The sequence below is a fragment of the Microbacterium sp. genome (assembly GCF_031179285.1).
Classification (GTDB): Bacteria; Actinomycetota; Actinomycetes; order Actinomycetales; family Microbacteriaceae; genus Microbacterium.
On the sequence record NZ_JAPSHY010000007.1, the window covers coordinates 1 to 15,247 of the forward strand.

General features: G+C 67.4%; 15 protein-coding genes. 11 read left to right on the plus strand and 4 right to left on the minus strand.

Annotated features, from left to right (window positions below):
* Positions 1-179 precede the first annotated feature (179 nt).
* Both RIN18_RS05965 and RIN18_RS05970 read left to right on the plus strand, forming a co-directional pair.
* Positions 180-1,475: a M20/M25/M40 family metallo-hydrolase gene (locus tag RIN18_RS05965; protein ID WP_309103041.1), complete on the plus strand. Its 1,296-nt coding sequence runs from the start codon at positions 180-182 to the stop codon at positions 1,473-1,475.
* A 48-nt stretch (positions 1,476-1,523) separates the two neighbouring features.
* A complete protein-coding gene (locus RIN18_RS05970) occupies positions 1,524-2,348 on the plus strand; it encodes an undecaprenyl-diphosphate phosphatase (protein WP_309103042.1) in 825 nt (274 codons plus the stop codon).
* Positions 2,349-2,384: 36 nt separating this feature from the next.
* Here the strand turns inward: RIN18_RS05970 and RIN18_RS05975 are convergent, their stop codons facing one another.
* Positions 2,385-3,233 (minus strand): PAC2 family protein, encoded by an 849-nt coding sequence (locus tag RIN18_RS05975; RefSeq protein ID WP_309103043.1) that lies wholly within the window; start codon positions 3,231-3,233, stop codon positions 2,385-2,387.
* 90 nt (positions 3,234-3,323) lie between these two features.
* Between RIN18_RS05975 and RIN18_RS05980 the strand changes: the two genes are divergently transcribed.
* The 9 genes from RIN18_RS05980 (at position 3,324) to lnt (ending at position 13,053) form a co-directional block, all read left to right on the plus strand.
* Positions 3,324-4,007 carry an HAD family phosphatase gene (locus tag RIN18_RS05980; protein WP_309103044.1) on the plus strand — a complete coding sequence of 228 codons (684 nt, stop codon included), beginning with the start codon at positions 3,324-3,326 and terminating at the stop codon, positions 4,005-4,007.
* Positions 4,008-4,018: 11 nt separating this feature from the next.
* Positions 4,019-5,023, plus strand: coding sequence for a tRNA (adenine-N1)-methyltransferase (locus RIN18_RS05985; RefSeq protein WP_375163500.1), 1,005 nt, complete (start codon positions 4,019-4,021; stop codon positions 5,021-5,023).
* 10 nt (positions 5,024-5,033) lie between these two features.
* On the plus strand, positions 5,034-5,966 hold the full coding sequence (locus RIN18_RS05990; protein WP_309103046.1) for a hypothetical protein: 933 nt from the start codon (positions 5,034-5,036) through the stop codon (positions 5,964-5,966).
* Positions 5,966-6,958: a WYL domain-containing protein gene (locus tag RIN18_RS05995; protein WP_309103047.1), complete on the plus strand. Its 993-nt coding sequence runs from the start codon at positions 5,966-5,968 to the stop codon at positions 6,956-6,958. Before RIN18_RS05990 ends, RIN18_RS05995 begins: the two co-directional genes overlap by 1 nt.
* Positions 6,955-7,950, plus strand: coding sequence for a WYL domain-containing protein (locus RIN18_RS06000; RefSeq protein WP_309103048.1), 996 nt, complete (start codon positions 6,955-6,957; stop codon positions 7,948-7,950). The genes RIN18_RS05995 and RIN18_RS06000 overlap by 4 nt, the downstream gene beginning before the upstream one ends.
* Positions 7,951-7,977: 27 nt before the next feature.
* The gene (gene tatA / locus RIN18_RS06005; protein ID WP_309103049.1) at positions 7,978-8,226 is read left to right on the plus strand and encodes a Sec-independent protein translocase subunit TatA; all 249 of its coding nucleotides are present in this window, start codon (positions 7,978-7,980) and stop codon (positions 8,224-8,226) included.
* 62 nt (positions 8,227-8,288) lie between these two features.
* On the plus strand, positions 8,289-9,047 hold the full coding sequence (gene tatC, locus RIN18_RS06010; protein ID WP_309103182.1) for a twin-arginine translocase subunit TatC: 759 nt from the start codon (positions 8,289-8,291) through the stop codon (positions 9,045-9,047).
* A complete protein-coding gene (locus RIN18_RS06015; protein WP_309103050.1) occupies positions 9,044-11,518 on the plus strand; it encodes a DEAD/DEAH box helicase in 2,475 nt (824 codons plus the stop codon). The genes tatC and RIN18_RS06015 overlap by 4 nt, the downstream gene beginning before the upstream one ends.
* Positions 11,519-11,529: 11 nt before the next feature.
* Positions 11,530-13,053 carry an apolipoprotein N-acyltransferase gene (gene lnt / locus RIN18_RS06020; RefSeq protein WP_309103051.1) on the plus strand — a complete coding sequence of 508 codons (1,524 nt, stop codon included), beginning with the start codon at positions 11,530-11,532 and terminating at the stop codon, positions 13,051-13,053.
* Here lnt and RIN18_RS06025 read toward each other — a convergent pair.
* The 3 genes from RIN18_RS06025 to RIN18_RS06035 all read right to left on the minus strand — a co-directional run bounded on the left by RIN18_RS06025 (position 13,050) and on the right by RIN18_RS06035 (position 15,247).
* The gene (locus RIN18_RS06025; RefSeq protein ID WP_309103052.1) at positions 13,050-13,433 is read right to left on the minus strand and encodes an RNA polymerase-binding protein RbpA; all 384 of its coding nucleotides are present in this window, start codon (positions 13,431-13,433) and stop codon (positions 13,050-13,052) included. The genes lnt and RIN18_RS06025 overlap by 4 nt on opposite strands.
* 105 nt (positions 13,434-13,538) lie before the next feature.
* Positions 13,539-14,315, minus strand: coding sequence for a glycerophosphodiester phosphodiesterase family protein (locus RIN18_RS06030; protein WP_309103053.1), 777 nt, complete (start codon positions 14,313-14,315; stop codon positions 13,539-13,541).
* Complete coding sequence (locus RIN18_RS06035; protein ID WP_309103054.1) at positions 14,312-15,247, minus strand: SPFH domain-containing protein; 936 nt, start codon at positions 15,245-15,247, stop codon at positions 14,312-14,314. The genes RIN18_RS06030 and RIN18_RS06035 overlap by 4 nt, the downstream gene beginning before the upstream one ends.

The window sequence follows — 15,247 nt, forward strand, 5'->3', positions numbered from 1 at the left end:
TTGAACCCCCACGCCCTTACGGGCACTACGACCTCAACGTAGCGCGTCTACCATTCCGCCACCCGCGCAGGTGTTGGATGATCGTTGCCGACCGAAGAACGAGACTAGCACGATCCGAGACGCTGTTCGAACCGGGCCGGCATCCGGGCGCGCCCGCCGGTTTCGATACCCTGGGGAGCATGACCGACCCCTCGCTGCCCGAGGTCGTCCGCATCGCGAGCGACCTGATCCGGTTCGACACGTCGAACTTCGGCGGCGGCAACGCCAAGGGGGAGCGGGAGGCAGCGACGTACGTCGGTGACTACCTCGAGCGGCTCGAACTCGACGTCGAGTACTACGAGCCGATCCCGCGTCGCACGAACGTCTCGGCCCGTGTCCCCGGTCGGGACCGCTCCAAACCCGCGCTCGTCGTGCACGGGCACCTCGACGTCGTCCCGGCGGTCGCGGAGGACTGGAGCGTGGACCCCTTCGCCGGCATCGTGCAGGACGGAATGCTCTGGGGCAGGGGCGCCGTCGATATGAAGAACATGAACGCGATGATCCTCACCGCCGTCGCCGACATCCTGCGAGCGGGGGAGCAGCCGGAGCGGGACCTCGTGCTGGCGTTCTTCGCCGACGAGGAGAACGGCGGCGTCGAGGGATCGGCCCTCGTCGTCCAGAATCGGCCGGAGTGGTTCTCGGGCGCGACCGAGGCGATCAGTGAGGTCGGCGGGTACTCGATCACGGTCGATGACCGGCGGGCGTATCTGCTGCAGGTGGGGGAGAAGGCGATGATCTGGATCCGCCTGGTGGCCAAGGGGAGAGCGGGTCACGGCAGCAGGCTGCACGATGACAACGCCGTCACCAGACTCGCCGAAGCGGTCGCGGCAATCGGGCGCACCCGATGGCCGATCCAGCTCACGGCGACGACGTCCGCGCTGCTGGACGGGCTCAGCGACCTCAGCGGGCGGCCTGTGGACGATCCGGATGCGCTGGCCGGGGCGGCGGGTCCGGCTGAGGCGTTCCTGCGTTCGTCGTTTCGCACCACGACCAACCCGACCGCGCTCACCGCCGGCTACAAGCACAACGTCATCCCGGAGCGCGCCGAGGCGCTGATCGATGTCCGCGTCATCCCCGGAACGGAGGACGATGTGCTCGCGCAGCTGCAGCGGATCGTCGGCGACGAGATCGTGATCGAGACCGTCGTGCGTGACATCGGGATGGAGACGCCGTTCGCCGGCGAACTGGTCGAGGCGATGGTGGCGAGCATCGGCCGACACGACCCCGGTGTTCCCGTGATTCCGTACCTCCTCGGAGCGGGAACCGACAACAAGGCCCTGTCGTACCTCGGCATCACCGGGTACGGCTTCGCCCCCCTGAGGCTTCCTGCGGATCTCGACTTCACGGGGATGTTCCACGGAGTCGACGAGCGGGTGCCCGTAGAATCGCTTGTCTTCGGCCAGCAGGTGCTGGCCGATCTGCTGCGTCGATACTGACCGCGAATCCTCGCCCCGACGCCGCCGCCACGAACCAGAAGGCCCTCTATGCACCTGCTCGAAGCGCTCATCCTCGGCATCGTCCAGGGACTCACCGAGTTCCTGCCGATCTCCTCCAGTGCGCACCTGCGCATCCTCGGCATCTTCCTGCCGTCGGGCGCGGATCCGGGAGCGGCTTTCACCGCGATCACGCAGATCGGAACCGAGGCCGCCGTGGTGGTGTTCTTCTGGCGGGACATCGTCCGCATCATCACCCAGTGGTTCCGTTCGCTCTCCGGAAAGGCGCCGCGCAACGACCCGGACGCCCGGATGGGATGGCTGATCATCATCGGCAGCATCCCGATCGTGGTGCTCGGACTGCTCTTCCAGGATCAGATCGAGACGGTCTTCCGATCGCTGTGGCTCGTCGCCATCATGCTCATCGCGTTCGGCGTTCTGCTCGGGGTCGCGGATCACGTCGGGGCAAAGCGGCGCAAGCTCGACGACCTCACGCTTCCTCATGGCATCGCATTCGGCCTCGCGCAGTCGCTGGCGCTCGTCCCGGGGGTGTCACGCTCCGGCGGAACCATCACGATGGGTCTCTTCCTCGGATATGAGCGGGCCGCCGCCGCCCGCTATGCGTTCCTGCTCGCCATACCCGCGGTGTTCGGCAGCGGCTTCTATCAGCTCTTCAAGAGCTGGGGAGAGCCGTCGATCTTCTCGCTCGGTGACACGCTGGCTGCGACCGGAATCGCCTTCGTCGTCGCGCTCGGCGTGATCGCATTCTTCATGAACTGGATCTCCAAGCGCAGCTTCCTGCCGTTCGTGATCTACCGCATCCTGCTCGGCGTGGTCCTCCTGGTCCTGCTCGGCACCGGAGTGATCACCGCTTGACGCCGCGGACGCGACTGAGGGCCGGTGCGAGTCGGCTCAGCGCTTGAGGTCGCCGGGTCCGTCGCCGCGTCGGCGCAGATATCGTTCGAACGCCTGCGCGATCGCGTCGCCCGAGGCGTCGGGGGAGTCCCAGGTGTCCCGGGTGCGCTCCAGCTGACGGATGTACTCCGCCATGTCCTCGTCGTCCGCGGCGGCGGCGTCGATCGAAGCCTCCCATGCCGCAGCTTCGGTGCGCAGGTGCCCGCGCGCGACGTCGACTCCGGTGAGCTCCTCGAGGCGATCGAGCAGCGCAAGCGTCACCTTCGGCGAAGGAGCAGCGGTCGCGACGTAGTGCGGCACGCTCGCCCACAGGCTGGCCGTGGGGATTCCGGCGTTCTCCGCGAAGTGCTCGAACACGCTCAGGATCCCCACTGGGCCTTCGTAGAGCGAACGCTCCAGGCCGTGAGCCGCGCGGACCTCGTCGTTCTGGCTCGACGCGAAGATCGAGATCGGCCGGGTGTGCGGCACGTCCGAAAGCATCGCGCCGAGGGTCACGAGCCCGGTGACATCGTCGCGCAGCGCGACGTCGATGAACTCCCCGGCGAACGCCTGCCAGGTGCGGGCGGGTTCCACGCCGGTCAGCAGCCAGAACTCGGGACCAGGGCCGGGATCGCGAGGGCGCCAGAGACCGGCTTCGGGCCATTTCAGCTGGCGACGCCCCTCGGCGTCCACGCGGGTCGCCGGGCGGGTGTACTGATAGTCGAAATACAACTCGGGGTCGATCGAGTGGACGAGGTCATACTCGGTCGACGCACGCAGGGCTTCGATGGCCCCGCTCGCCGCCTCTCCGGCGTCGTTCCAGCCGTCGAAGGCGGCGATGATGATGCGCGAGCCGAGAACATCCATCGAATACTCCCTTCGAGGTCGTGGACGGGTATCAGTCCAGGCTAGTCGGCGACGACGGGGGTGTGGGTGCGCCCCGGCTAACATGGTTCGGTGAGCAGTCAGCCCCGCGCGGTCCTCTGGGACATGGATGGAACACTCGTCGACACCGAGCCGTATTGGATGCTGGCCGAGACCGAACTGGTCGAATCCTACGGCGGCACGTGGAGCCACGAGGACGCGTTGCAGCTCGTCGGAAGCGGACTGATCGACAGCGCACTGATCCTGCAGGGGGCAGGGGTCGACATGGAACCGACCGCGATCGTCGATCACCTGACCGATCGTGTGGCGGCGACACTGCGGACGCAGGGAGTGCCGTTCCGTCCTGGCGCCCGTGAACTGCTCCTCGACCTCAAGAACGCGGGAGTGCCGACGGCGCTGGTGACGATGTCACTGCGCCGGATGGCGCTCAGCGTCACCGACCTCGTCGGCTTCGACGCCTTCGACCACGTCGTCGCCGGCGACGACGTGCTCGAGCCCAAGCCGCACCCTGAGCCCTATCTCCGCGCCGCAGAACTGCTCGGCATCGACATCGCGGAGGCCGTGGTGATCGAGGACTCGCCCACGGGCCTGCAAGCTGGCCTGGCGTCGGGCGCTGTGACGCTCGGAGTTCCGCACGTCGTCTCGCTCGACGGCCTCGGGGCTCATGAACTCTGGCCGACCCTGCACGGGCGCACCACCGCTGACCTGGCCGATCTGGTCGAGCGTATGAGATCGGTGAGCGGGCTCGCCCGATGAGCGGGCGGCCCATGCACCGGCCGAGCGGGCCGTTCCGGGCGGGTGACCGCGTCCAGCTCACCGGTCCCAAGGGGCGTCTTCACACGGTCACGCTGCGCGATGACGGCGAACTTCACACGCATCACGGCGTGCTCCGCCACCGCGACCTCATCGGCCTGCCGGATGGTTCGGTCGTCACCAACAGCTCCGGGCACGAATATCTCGCACTGCGTCCGCTGCTGCGCGATTTCGCGATGTCCATGCCGAGGGGCGCCGCGATCGTCTATCCCAAGGATGCCGCGCAGATCGTCATGCAGGCCGACATCTTTCCTGGCGCGACCGTGGTGGAGGCGGGGGTCGGCTCGGGCGCACTGTCGCTCTCTCTGCTGCGGGCTGTGGGACCGGCGGGGAGTCTCGTGTCGTTCGAGCGCAGGGCCGACTTCGCCGACGTCGCGAGAGCGAACGTCGAGACCTTCTTCGGGGAGGCGCCCGACACCTGGCGCGTCGTCGTCGGGGACCTGACCGAGGCGTTGCCCGTCGAACTGCCGGCGGGGAGCGTCGATCGTGTGGTGCTCGACATGCTCGCCCCGTGGGAGTGCATGGATGCCGTCGCCGACGCGCTGACGTCGGGTGGGGTGGTGCTCTGCTACGTGGCGACGGCGACCCAGCTGTCGCGTGTCGCCGAGTACATTCGCAGCACCGGGTTGTTCACCGACCCGGACGCCTCCGAGACCATGGTGCGCGGATGGCACGTCGAAGGCCTCGCTGTTCGTCCCGATCACCGGATGGTGGCGCACACCGGGTTCCTGCTCACCGCCCGTCGGCTGGCTCCGGGAGTCGTCGCCCCCTCAGTGAAACGGCGCGCATCGAAGTCGAGCTACGACGACTCCGACGTCGAGCAATGGACTCCTGGCGCGGTCGGCGACAGGGAGATCACCGACAAGAACCTTCGCAAGCGCGCCAGGGAGGCTGCCAAGGCCGCCGAGGGCTCGCGGCTGGCGGCGGCATCGCGCGAATCCGAGCAGGGGACGGAATAGACTGGAGCGCGTGCGTAAAACGTCCGCCGCTCTGGCCTCTCTCAGCCTCGCTGTCCTCGCCCTGACCGGGTGCACGGCAGTCCCGACTTTCAACGGTGCCGCCTGCGAGCGGGTGGGCTCGGCGAACGGCATCGACGAAGCCGTGAACGTCGACGGTGAGGTCGGCGAAGAACCGGATGTCGAGGTCTTCGCGCCGGTGCACGTGAAGAAGACCTCGTTCGTCGATGTCGTCTCCGGTGACGGACGCGCGATCTCCGACGGTGCTCAGGGCATCAGCGTGCAGATCTCGATCTACAGCGGCGAGACGGGGGAGCAGGTCTTCGCGACCTCGTACGACCCAGCGTCCACTCCCGTATCGACCATCGATCAGTGGGCCGCCCAGTCTCCCGGGCTCGAGGACGTGCTGCGGTGCGCCACCGCCGGCTCGCGTGTGCTCGCGGCGTTGACGCCCGATGGCTTCGGCCCCGCCAACCTCGAAGGGCTCGGACTCGGGGAGGACGACACGGCGATCTTCATCGTGGACATCGATAAGGCATTCCTGCCGAAGGCCGAGGGCTCGTTGCAGTTCAACGCCGCCGGTGGACTGCCGACGGTCGTCCGCGCCGCAGACGGCACCCCTGGCATCATCGTCCCCGACACGGCGGCTCCGAAGGAGCAGGTCGTGCAGACGCTCATCAAGGGCGACGGCGATGCACTCACGTCGGAGCAGACGCCGCTGGTCAACTTCACCGCGATCGGGTGGGACGACAAGGAGATCCTGCAGACGACCTGGGGCGACAAGCCCAGCGCTCAGATCCAGCAGATCGCCGCCCCGGTGGCCGAGGCGCTGGTCGGCAAGAACATCGGCTCGCAGCTGCTCGTCGTGCTTCCCGAGGCCGAGGGCTCACCCGCGATCGCCGTCGTCGTCGATGTTCTCGGAGTGACCACGGCACCAGCGCAATGATGGTCGCCCGGATCCCTGCGGAGGAGCGCCTGACGAATCTCGTCGTGGCGCTGATGGCCACGGAGATCGGGTTGACCAAACAGCAGATCCTCGACAATGTCTCCGGCTACCGGCAGCGTGCGGATGCCGGGACCCGCACCGATGCACTCGAGAAGATGTTTGAGCGCGACAAGGACGAGTTGCGGACGTTGGGCGTCCCGATCGAGACGATCGGCGATCCATCCGATCCGAACGACCTCCGAGAGGCCCGCTATCGCATTCCCCAGGCGGAATACGACCTGCCCGCAGACATCGAGTTCAGCCCCGCCGAACTCGCGGTGCTCCGGCTGGCCGGCAGCGTGTGGAGCGCCGAGTCGGTTTCGGCTGACGCCCAGTCCGGCGTCCGCAAGATCCGCGCGCTCGGGATCGACGGCGACGAGCCGATCATCGGCTTCGCGCCGAGGATCACCGCGCGCGATCCCGGCTTCGCACCGCTGCAGGAGGCGATCGAGAAGTCACGCGTCGTCGTGTTCGACTACCTCAAGCCGGGGGAGCACGCACCACGTCGCCGCCGCATCCGTCCGTTCGCCCTCGTCGACTACGAGGCTCGTTGGCATGTCTTCGGCGTGGACGTCGACATCGACGCCGAAAGGATGTTCCTGCTCAGCCGCATCGCAGGTGAGGTCACGGTGACGGCGGAGGGATTCGATCCGGAGCTGCGCGAAGGCGCGGGCGAGCGTGCTCTGGCGGGATTGGAGCGCGTCGCCGCGTCGAACTCCGCGCTGCTCGAGGTCACCCCCGGCACGGAGGCGGCGCTGCGACTGGGACGTCGCGCGACGGCAGCACCGCAGGGCATCCACGTGCCGTTCGTCGACCTGCACATCCTCGCGGACGAACTGGCCTCCTACGGACCCGAGGTGAGAGTAGTCTCGCCCGAGCCGCTGCGGCAGGCGGTCATCGAGCGGCTGCGCGCGGTCGTCGAGGCGCACCGTGACCGTGAGGAGACGCGATGAGCGCCCAGCCGAAACCGTTGCTGGCCGCCGATCGGGTGCGCCTGTACCTCACGCTGGTGCCGTATCTGCTCGAGCACGGGCAGGTCTCGCTCGCGGAGGCGGCAGAGGAGTTCGGTGTCACACCGTCCGAGATGCGCTCCATGGTGGAGAAGCTCACGGTGATCGGCCTCCCCGGCGATTCCGGGTTCTGGCAGCAGCCGCAGGAGATGTTCGACATCAACTGGGATCTCCTCGACGAAGAGGACGTCATCGAGATCACCAACGACGTCGCGCTTCGTCGGGTGCCACGGTTCACCGCCCGCGAGGCGGCCGCCCTTCTCGCCGGACTGCAGATGGTGGCCGCCGTGCCGGCGGTGTCGGACTCCGGCCTGGTCGCCGGACTCATCTCGAAGCTCTCCCGGGGGGCCGCCGACGCTCCGGCCGAGGTCGTCGTCGCACCGACAGCGGTCGACGACGTCCGTCAGGTCGTCGCCAGGGGAGTGCAGGAGGGGGTCGCCGTCTCCTTCACATATCAGGCGCCGGATGCAGCGCCCATGACCCGCACGGTCGACCCCGTGCAGATCCTCATCACGAATGCCCAGTGGTATCTGCAGGGTTGGTGCCACATGCGGCAGGCGATGCGCACGTTCCACCTGGACCGGGTCAGCGATCCGCGCCTGACCGATATCCCGATCGAACATGGGGACGATTTCGTCCCGGAGGCATTCGCTGCGGCCGCGAACGACGGCGAAGTGACCGTGCAGCTCCCGGAGCGGCTCGCTCCGCTGCTCGGAGGTTTCCTCTCCGCCGACAACATGCACGTGTCGGACGGGGTCGTCCACGCGCGGCTCCACCTCGCCGATCCTCGGGGAATCAAACGGATCGCCGCCAAGCTCGGTGGAGGGCTGGAGGTCGTGGAACCGGCCATCGCCCGAGCGGCCACGAGAGAATGGGCGGCTGCCGGACTCGCCCTGTATCACCAGCCGGATACCTCGGTTCGAACTGTAGACTGACAACACACCCGATGTGAGGAGTACTCTATGGCTGGCCTGACTGGTTGGCATCTGCTGGCCCTCGTTGTCGTCGTGCTTCTGTTGTTCGGCGCAGCGAAGCTTCCCGCTCTCGCGAAGAGCATGGGGCAGTCCGCTCGCGTGTTCAAGGGCGAGATGAAAGCCATGCGTGAAGAGGATTCCGCTCAGGCGGAGCAGGCCGAAGCCCCGAAGAGCAACGGTTCGACCGCCGCGTCTTCGGACAAGGACGCCTCTCCCGGACCTGATCGCATCAGCTGATCACTGTGGCCGCTATCGAATCGGCCGCACAGGCTGAAGGCGAGGGGCGGCGAGACCGGAGGATGTCGCTCGGCGAGCATCTCGTCGAGCTTCGCAGGCGTCTGATCATCGCGGCGATCGCACTGCTCGCCGGCATGGTGGTCGCGTTCCTGGTCACCGATCCGATCATCGACTTCGTCACCGTGCCCATCGGCAAGGTCGCGCAGGAGCGCGGCGACGAGATCGTCGGGCTCAGCTTCTCGTCGGTCACGGCGCCGTTCGATCTGCGCATGCGCATCGCCTTCTCGATTGGGCTGTTCCTTTCGGCTCCCGTCTGGCTCTGGCAGATCTGGGCCTTCATCATGCCCGGTCTGACGAAGAAGGAGACCACCTACACGGTCAGCTTCGTCGCGGCGGCGATTCCGCTGTTCTTCGCCGGGTGCTACGTCGGCACGCTCATCGTGCCGCACGTCATCGAGTTGATGGCCGGGTTCACGCCCGAGGGCGGCAACAACCTGTACGAGGCATCCGCCTTCTACGACTTCGTGTTCAAGCTCATGCTCGTGGTCGGCATCTCCTTCGTGCTGCCGGTCTTCCTGGTGGCCCTGAACGTCGCCGGGGTGATGTCGGGGCGCGCCATCCTCAAGGGGTGGCGAGTGGCGATCCTCATCGCCACGGTCTTCGGCGCTCTGGCGACACCCGCGGCCGACCTGGTGAGCATGTTCATGCTCGCCGGCATCCTCGTCGTGCTGTACTTCGCCGCCGCCCTCGTCTCGCTTCTCTTCGACCGGCGCCGTCGCAAACGCGACGCGGCGGCCGGGCTTGTGCCGGACATCGCATGATTTCGCCGTCGGATCGGTACGCGGCGGCTCGTGATGCCGCCGAGCACCCGGAGACCTCTGCGTTCGCCGCCCGTCAGCGGTTCGACCTGGATCCGTTCCAGGTTGCGGGATGCCATGCGCTCGAGCGCGGCCACAGCGTGCTCGTCGCCGCTCCCACGGGCGCCGGCAAGACGATCGTCGGCGAATTCGCCATCCACCTCGCCATGCAGACTCCGAGCGACAAAGCGTTCTACACGACGCCGATGAAGGCGCTGTCGAATCAGAAGTTCCGCGAGCTTGTCGACGTCTACGGCGCCGAACACGTCGGGCTCCTCACCGGCGACACCAACATCAACGGGAACGCACGCATCGTCGTGATGACGACCGAGGTGCTCCGGAACATGATCTACGCGGACTCGCCCGCGCTGCGAGACCTGCGCTACGTCGTCATGGACGAGGTGCACTACCTCGCCGACCGCTTCCGGGGCGCCGTCTGGGAAGAGGTCATCATCCACCTGCCCCCGCAGGTACGCCTGGTCTCCCTGAGCGCCACGGTCTCCAATGCCGAGGAGTTCGGCGATTGGCTCGACACTGTACGAGGCGACACAGAGGTCATCGTCTCGGAGATCCGGCCGGTGCCGCTCGAGCAGCACGTGCTCGTCCGCGACGATCTCCTTCCGCTGTTCGACGACCGGGCGGGGATCGCGACGGCTCAGGTGAATCAGGAGCTCATGCGCATCCGGTCCTTCACCGGCTCGCACTACGACAACAACAGACGAGCCCAGTCGTACATCAGCGGGAAGCATGCGGGCAACACCTCGCCGCGGCCTCCGCGCGGCGGCCGACGACCGGTTCGGTCCGCCAACGTCAGACGAATCGAACGGATGGATCGCCCGGATGTGGTGAAGCTGCTGGAGCGCGCGAACCTGCTGCCGGCGATCTTCTTCATCTTCAGCCGTGTCGGCTGCGACGCCGCAGTGCAGCAGGTCCGCCGATCCGGCATCCGCCTGACGGATGCCGAGGAGCGCGCGGAGATCCGCGCCATCGTCGAGGAACGCACCCGATCGCTGCAGGACGAGGATCTCGGGGTGCTGGGGTACTGGGACTGGCTCGAGAACCTGGAGCGCGGGGTCGCCGCACATCATGCCGGCCTGCTCCCTGCCTTCAAGGAGGTCGTCGAGGAACTCTTCCAGCGCAAACTCGTCAAGGCCGTCTTCGCGACCGAGACTCTCGCCCTCGGAATCAACATGCCGGCTCGCACCGTGGTGCTCGAGAAGATGGAGAAGTTCAACGGCGAGGCGCGGGTGGCCATCACATCCGGGGAGTACACGCAGCTCACCGGCCGAGCCGGGCGCCGCGGCATCGACGTCGAAGGCCACGCGGTCGTGCAATGGACCGAGGGGATGGACCCCCAAGCGGTCGCCGCCCTCGCCTCGCGCCGCACCTATCCGCTCAATTCCAGCTTCCGCCCCACCTACAACATGGCCGTGAACCTCATCGACCTGTTCGGGAAGGTCAGGGCGCGGCAGATACTGGAATCCTCGTTCGCGCAGTTCCAGGCGGATCGTTCGGTCGTGGGGCTCGCGACCCAGGTGAGGGAAGCCGAATCCTCGCTCGCGGGGTACCAGGAGGCGATGGCGTGCGAGCGCGGCGACTTCTTCGAGTACTCCTCGATCCGACGGGAACTGAGCGACCTGGAGAAGAAGAACCGGCAGGATTCGCACGCGCCGCGCGCCGCACGAGACAAGCGGGTCAAGCGGATGCAGACGCTGCGCACGCGGATGCAGCGTCATCCCTGCCATGGTTGCCCGGATCGGGAAGCACATGCTCGTTGGGCCGAACGGTACTGGAAGCTCAAACGTCAGACCGACCGCACTCGACGACAGATCGGGACGCGGACCGGAACAGTCGCGCGGGTCTTCGACCGCGTGGTCGAGGTCCTGGAGGCCCTGGAATACGTCACCGGGACCGCGGAGCACACGACTCTCACCGACGCTGGGCGCACCATGCGCCGCATCTACGGCGAGCGTGACCTGCTGATCGCGGAGTCGCTGCGCCAGGGCCTGTGGAAAGGGCTCGATGCCCCTTCGCTCGCAGCCATGGCGTGCTGCCTCGTGTACGAGCCGCGTCGGGACGAGGCGAACTCGGGGGAGCGCGGTCTGCCCCGGGGGGCCTTCCGATCGGCGTACGAGAAGACGACTGCGCTCTGGGCGCAGCTGGACGATCTCGAGCAAGACCATCAGCTCCCCGGAAGCGAACCCCTCGCCGCCGGACTCGCCGGAGCCATGTATAGCTGGGCGCGCGGCGGGATGCTCGACCGAGTACTCGTCGAAGCCGACATGGCCGCAGGCGACTTCGTGCGGTGGGCGAAGCAGACGATCGACCTGCTCGACCAGCTCTCGATCGTGGCTGAGGACGGTGCGCTGGCGCGTACGGCGCGCGTGGCGCTGGACGGCGTGCGCCGCGGCATCGTGTCGTACTCGTCGATGTGAGGACGACGAGGATGTCCGAGAAGCTCATGCGCCCTCCCGCGCTCATGCCGCTGTGGGCCGCGCTGATCGCCGCCGCCGTGGCAGCGCTCCTCATGGATCTCGCGTATCCCGAGGCGGCGGTCTGGATCCTCGCCTTTCCCGCGACCGCCCTGCTCTTGCTCACGCTCATCGGCCGCCGTGTCGGCGGGGCGCTGCTGGTGGGCACCGTGTACGGTGTCGTCTTCTTCGCCCTTCTGGTGTCGTGGACCTCCCGCTACCTCGGTCCCGTTCCCTGGGTGGCACTGAGTGTGGTGGAGGGTGTTCTCACCGCCGTCGCGATCGTTCCGATCGCGCTGGCGTATCGCTGGATGCCCCGGGCATTCCCCAGCGCCGGAGGGCGCCTCGTCGCGCTTCCCGTAGTGGTCGCGGCACTGTGGGTCGGACGAGAGCTGTTCGTGGGCTCTTGGCCCTACGGCGGATTCCCCTGGGCCCGGATCGGCATGAGCCAGGCCCAGAGCCCGCTGGCTCCGGTCACCTCCTGGCTCGGGGTCAGCGGACTGAGCTTCCTCATCGTCCTGATCGTGGCCATGCTGGTCGAGATCGTGCGGCTCCGTGCCTGGAGCAGGCCTCTTCGCCTGATCGCTCCGGTCGCGCTGATCCTCGTCGCGGTGCTCACGCCGACCTTTCCCACGACGGCGGTCGGATCGCTGCGGGTGGGCGCCGTGCAGGGGAACGGTCCGACCGGCTACTTCGATGAGCGCCCGCCGTTCTCGGTCATTCAGGCACAGACCGACGCGACGTCGTCGCTCATCGGTGAGGACGTCGATCTGGTCGTCTGGCCGGAGGGATCTTTGGACGGCTCGCCGTTCGCCAGCGACGCCATCGCGCGGCGGCTCACGATGCTGGCGACGCGTCTGGATGCGCCGCTCCTCGTGAACGCCGCGACGGAGCGCGACGGGCGGTACTTCAACTCCTCCGTGCTGTGGACCGGAGACGGCGCGTCGGGGGAGCAGCACGACAAGCGCCACCCGGTGCCTTTCGGCGAGTACGTGCCCGACCGGCCCTTCTTCAACGCCCTCGCTCCCGACCTCATCGGCTTGCTGCAACGCGAGTACTCACCGGGGGAGAACCCGCCGGCCATCGACATCGATGCGACGGTCATCGGCCTCGCCATCTGCTTCGACGTGATCTACGACGACGTCATCCACGAGAGCATGCACGCCGGATCGGAGCTGCTGGTGTTCCAGACCAACAACGCCGACTTCCGCGGCACGGATGAGAACCTGCAGCAGCTGGCCTTCGCCCGGATGCGCGCGATCGAGACGGGGCGCTCCGTCGTCAACATCTCCACTGTCGGGACCAGTCAGATCATCCGGCCGGACGGATCCACCGTCTCGTTCCTGGATGCAGATGAGGCCGGGGCGATGCTCGAGGATGTCGAGCTCCGCTCCGGCCTCACGGCAGGCGTTGTGCTGGGCCCCTGGGTGCAGCAGATCCTGCTCTGGGGGGGCCTGGGCGCGCTGGTCCTCAGTGGAGTGCGCGCCCGTCGGCGCTAGGCGCCGATCCTCGCCCTGGTCGGGTCTTCGCCGGCTCCGCGGCGGGCCCGGATGAAGGCGAGGCGCTCTTCGAGCAACTCCTCGAGTTCGGCGCGCGTCCGGCGCTCCAGCAGCATGTCCCAGTGGGTCCGAGCCTGCTTCTCGTCGGTCGCCTCGAGCGTGACGGCATGACCGTCGACGTTCAGACGTGCTTCGGCACCACAGGAGCGGCACTCCCACGTCTGAGGGGGCTCTGCGTCGGCCGCAAACATGAGATTGGTGACGTGTCCGCACGCGTCACAGGTGTAGGTGGTCTCGCGGCGCTCCATGAAAACGACGCCCTCTTCGCTCTGTAGGCTCTGGGCGCCGAGTCGGATGCCGCGCAGGCTGCGATCTGCCATTGTGTGGTCCTCTCGTCGCTGTCAGGTATAACGCTCCAGCCTGTGCGCTTCATCCACGTAGGCCGGTTCCCGCGGGGATTCACAGCGGAATCCCAGCGCACGCGCCTATGGGCGGTGAAGCATTCGGACGGCGATGTCGGAACGGTCGGACACGATGCCGTCGACCCCGAGTTCGACGAGTCGGAACATGTCCGCCGGCTCGTTGACGGTCCACAGGTGCACCTCGGTACCGTGCCGGTGCGCCGTTCGCAGGAGCGCCGGGGTGAGCACGCGGAGCGCACCGCGGCGCTCCGGGATCTGGAGGGCGTCGATGTCGCGCAGGAGGCGCGCGGGCGAGAGGCGAAGAGACGAAGCGACACGGACTGCCGCGACCACGCTCGTGCCTGCGGAAGTCGCGGGCCGCATCTCCGCACCGGCGCGCAGCACGGCGGCGACCGCCTTCCTGCGGCGGGTGTCGGAGAAGCTCGTCACGAGCACGCGATGTGCATGTTCCGCGAGCACGGGACCGAGCGGTTCGATGGCGGCCGCGGTCTTCACATCGATGTTGAACCGGGTGGTCGGGAACGAATCGAGCGCCTCGGCGACGGTCAGCAGGCCGCCGTGGTCCGAGAACAGGCGTCTGAGCTCGAGGGTGCTCACCTCACTGACCGGCCGTCGGTCACCGGCCGTCCGCAGAAGTGTCTCGTCGTGGAACAGGACGACGTCGCCGTCCGCAGTGACCTGACAGTCGGTCTCGATGTACTCGGCACCGGCGGCGTGAGCGGCGGCGAACGACGCGGCGGTGTTCTCCCAGACGCCCGAGTCCTCACCCTCTGCGGTCACCAGACCGCGATGGGCGAGGACTCGGGGATGCCGCGTCTTGCTGAAGTAGGGGTGGGTCACACGCCAGGGGGAGTGTTCGTGGGCGGTTGCGCCGAACCCGGCCGAGGCGTGAAGGCGGTGCCGATGCCCTTGAGTGCTTCGGTCAGTTCGCTGGGGATGATCCACAGCTTGTTCGACTGCCCCTCGCTGATCTTCGGCAGCATCTGCAGGTACTGATAGGCGAGGAGCTTGTCATCAGGTGCACCCTGGTGAATGGCGGTGAACACGTTGTGGATGGCCTCCGCCTCACCCTGAGCGCGCAGGACGGCTGCCTGCTTGTCGCCCTCGGCGCGCAGGATCTCTGCCTGACGTGCACCTTCGGCTTCCAGGATCGCGGACTGCTTCGTACCCTCTGCGGTCAGGATCGCGGCGCGGCGATCACGCTCTGCGCGCATCTGCTTCTCCATCGAGTCCTGGATGGAGATCGGCGGATCGATCGCCTTGAGCTCGACGCGTCCGACGCGAATGCCCCACTTGCCGGTCGCCTCATCGAGCACGACGCGCAGCTGGCCGTTGATGTTGTCGCGACTGGTGAGAGCCTCTTCGAGGTTGAGGCCACCGACCACGTTGCGCAGGGTCGTGGTGGTCAGCTGCTCGACCGCACCGAGGTAGTTCGCGATCTCGTAGGTCGCAGCCCGCGCGTCCGTCACCTGGAAGTACACGACCGTGTCGATCGACACGACGAGGTTGTCCTCCGTGATCACCGGCTGCGGCGGGAAGGAGACGACCTGTTCGCGCATGTCGATCAGGGGTCGGAGTCGGTCGATGAAGGGAACCAGGATGTTCAGACCCGGCATGAGCGTCTTGTGGTAGCGACCGAGCCGCTCCACCACGCCCGCCGTGGCCTGCGGGATGATGCGGATCGAGCGTGCGACCGTCACCACCACGAAGATGATGACGGCGATCGCGAGTATCCACCCGATCGCGGTCGGGATGAACGAGGAGTCGTTCAC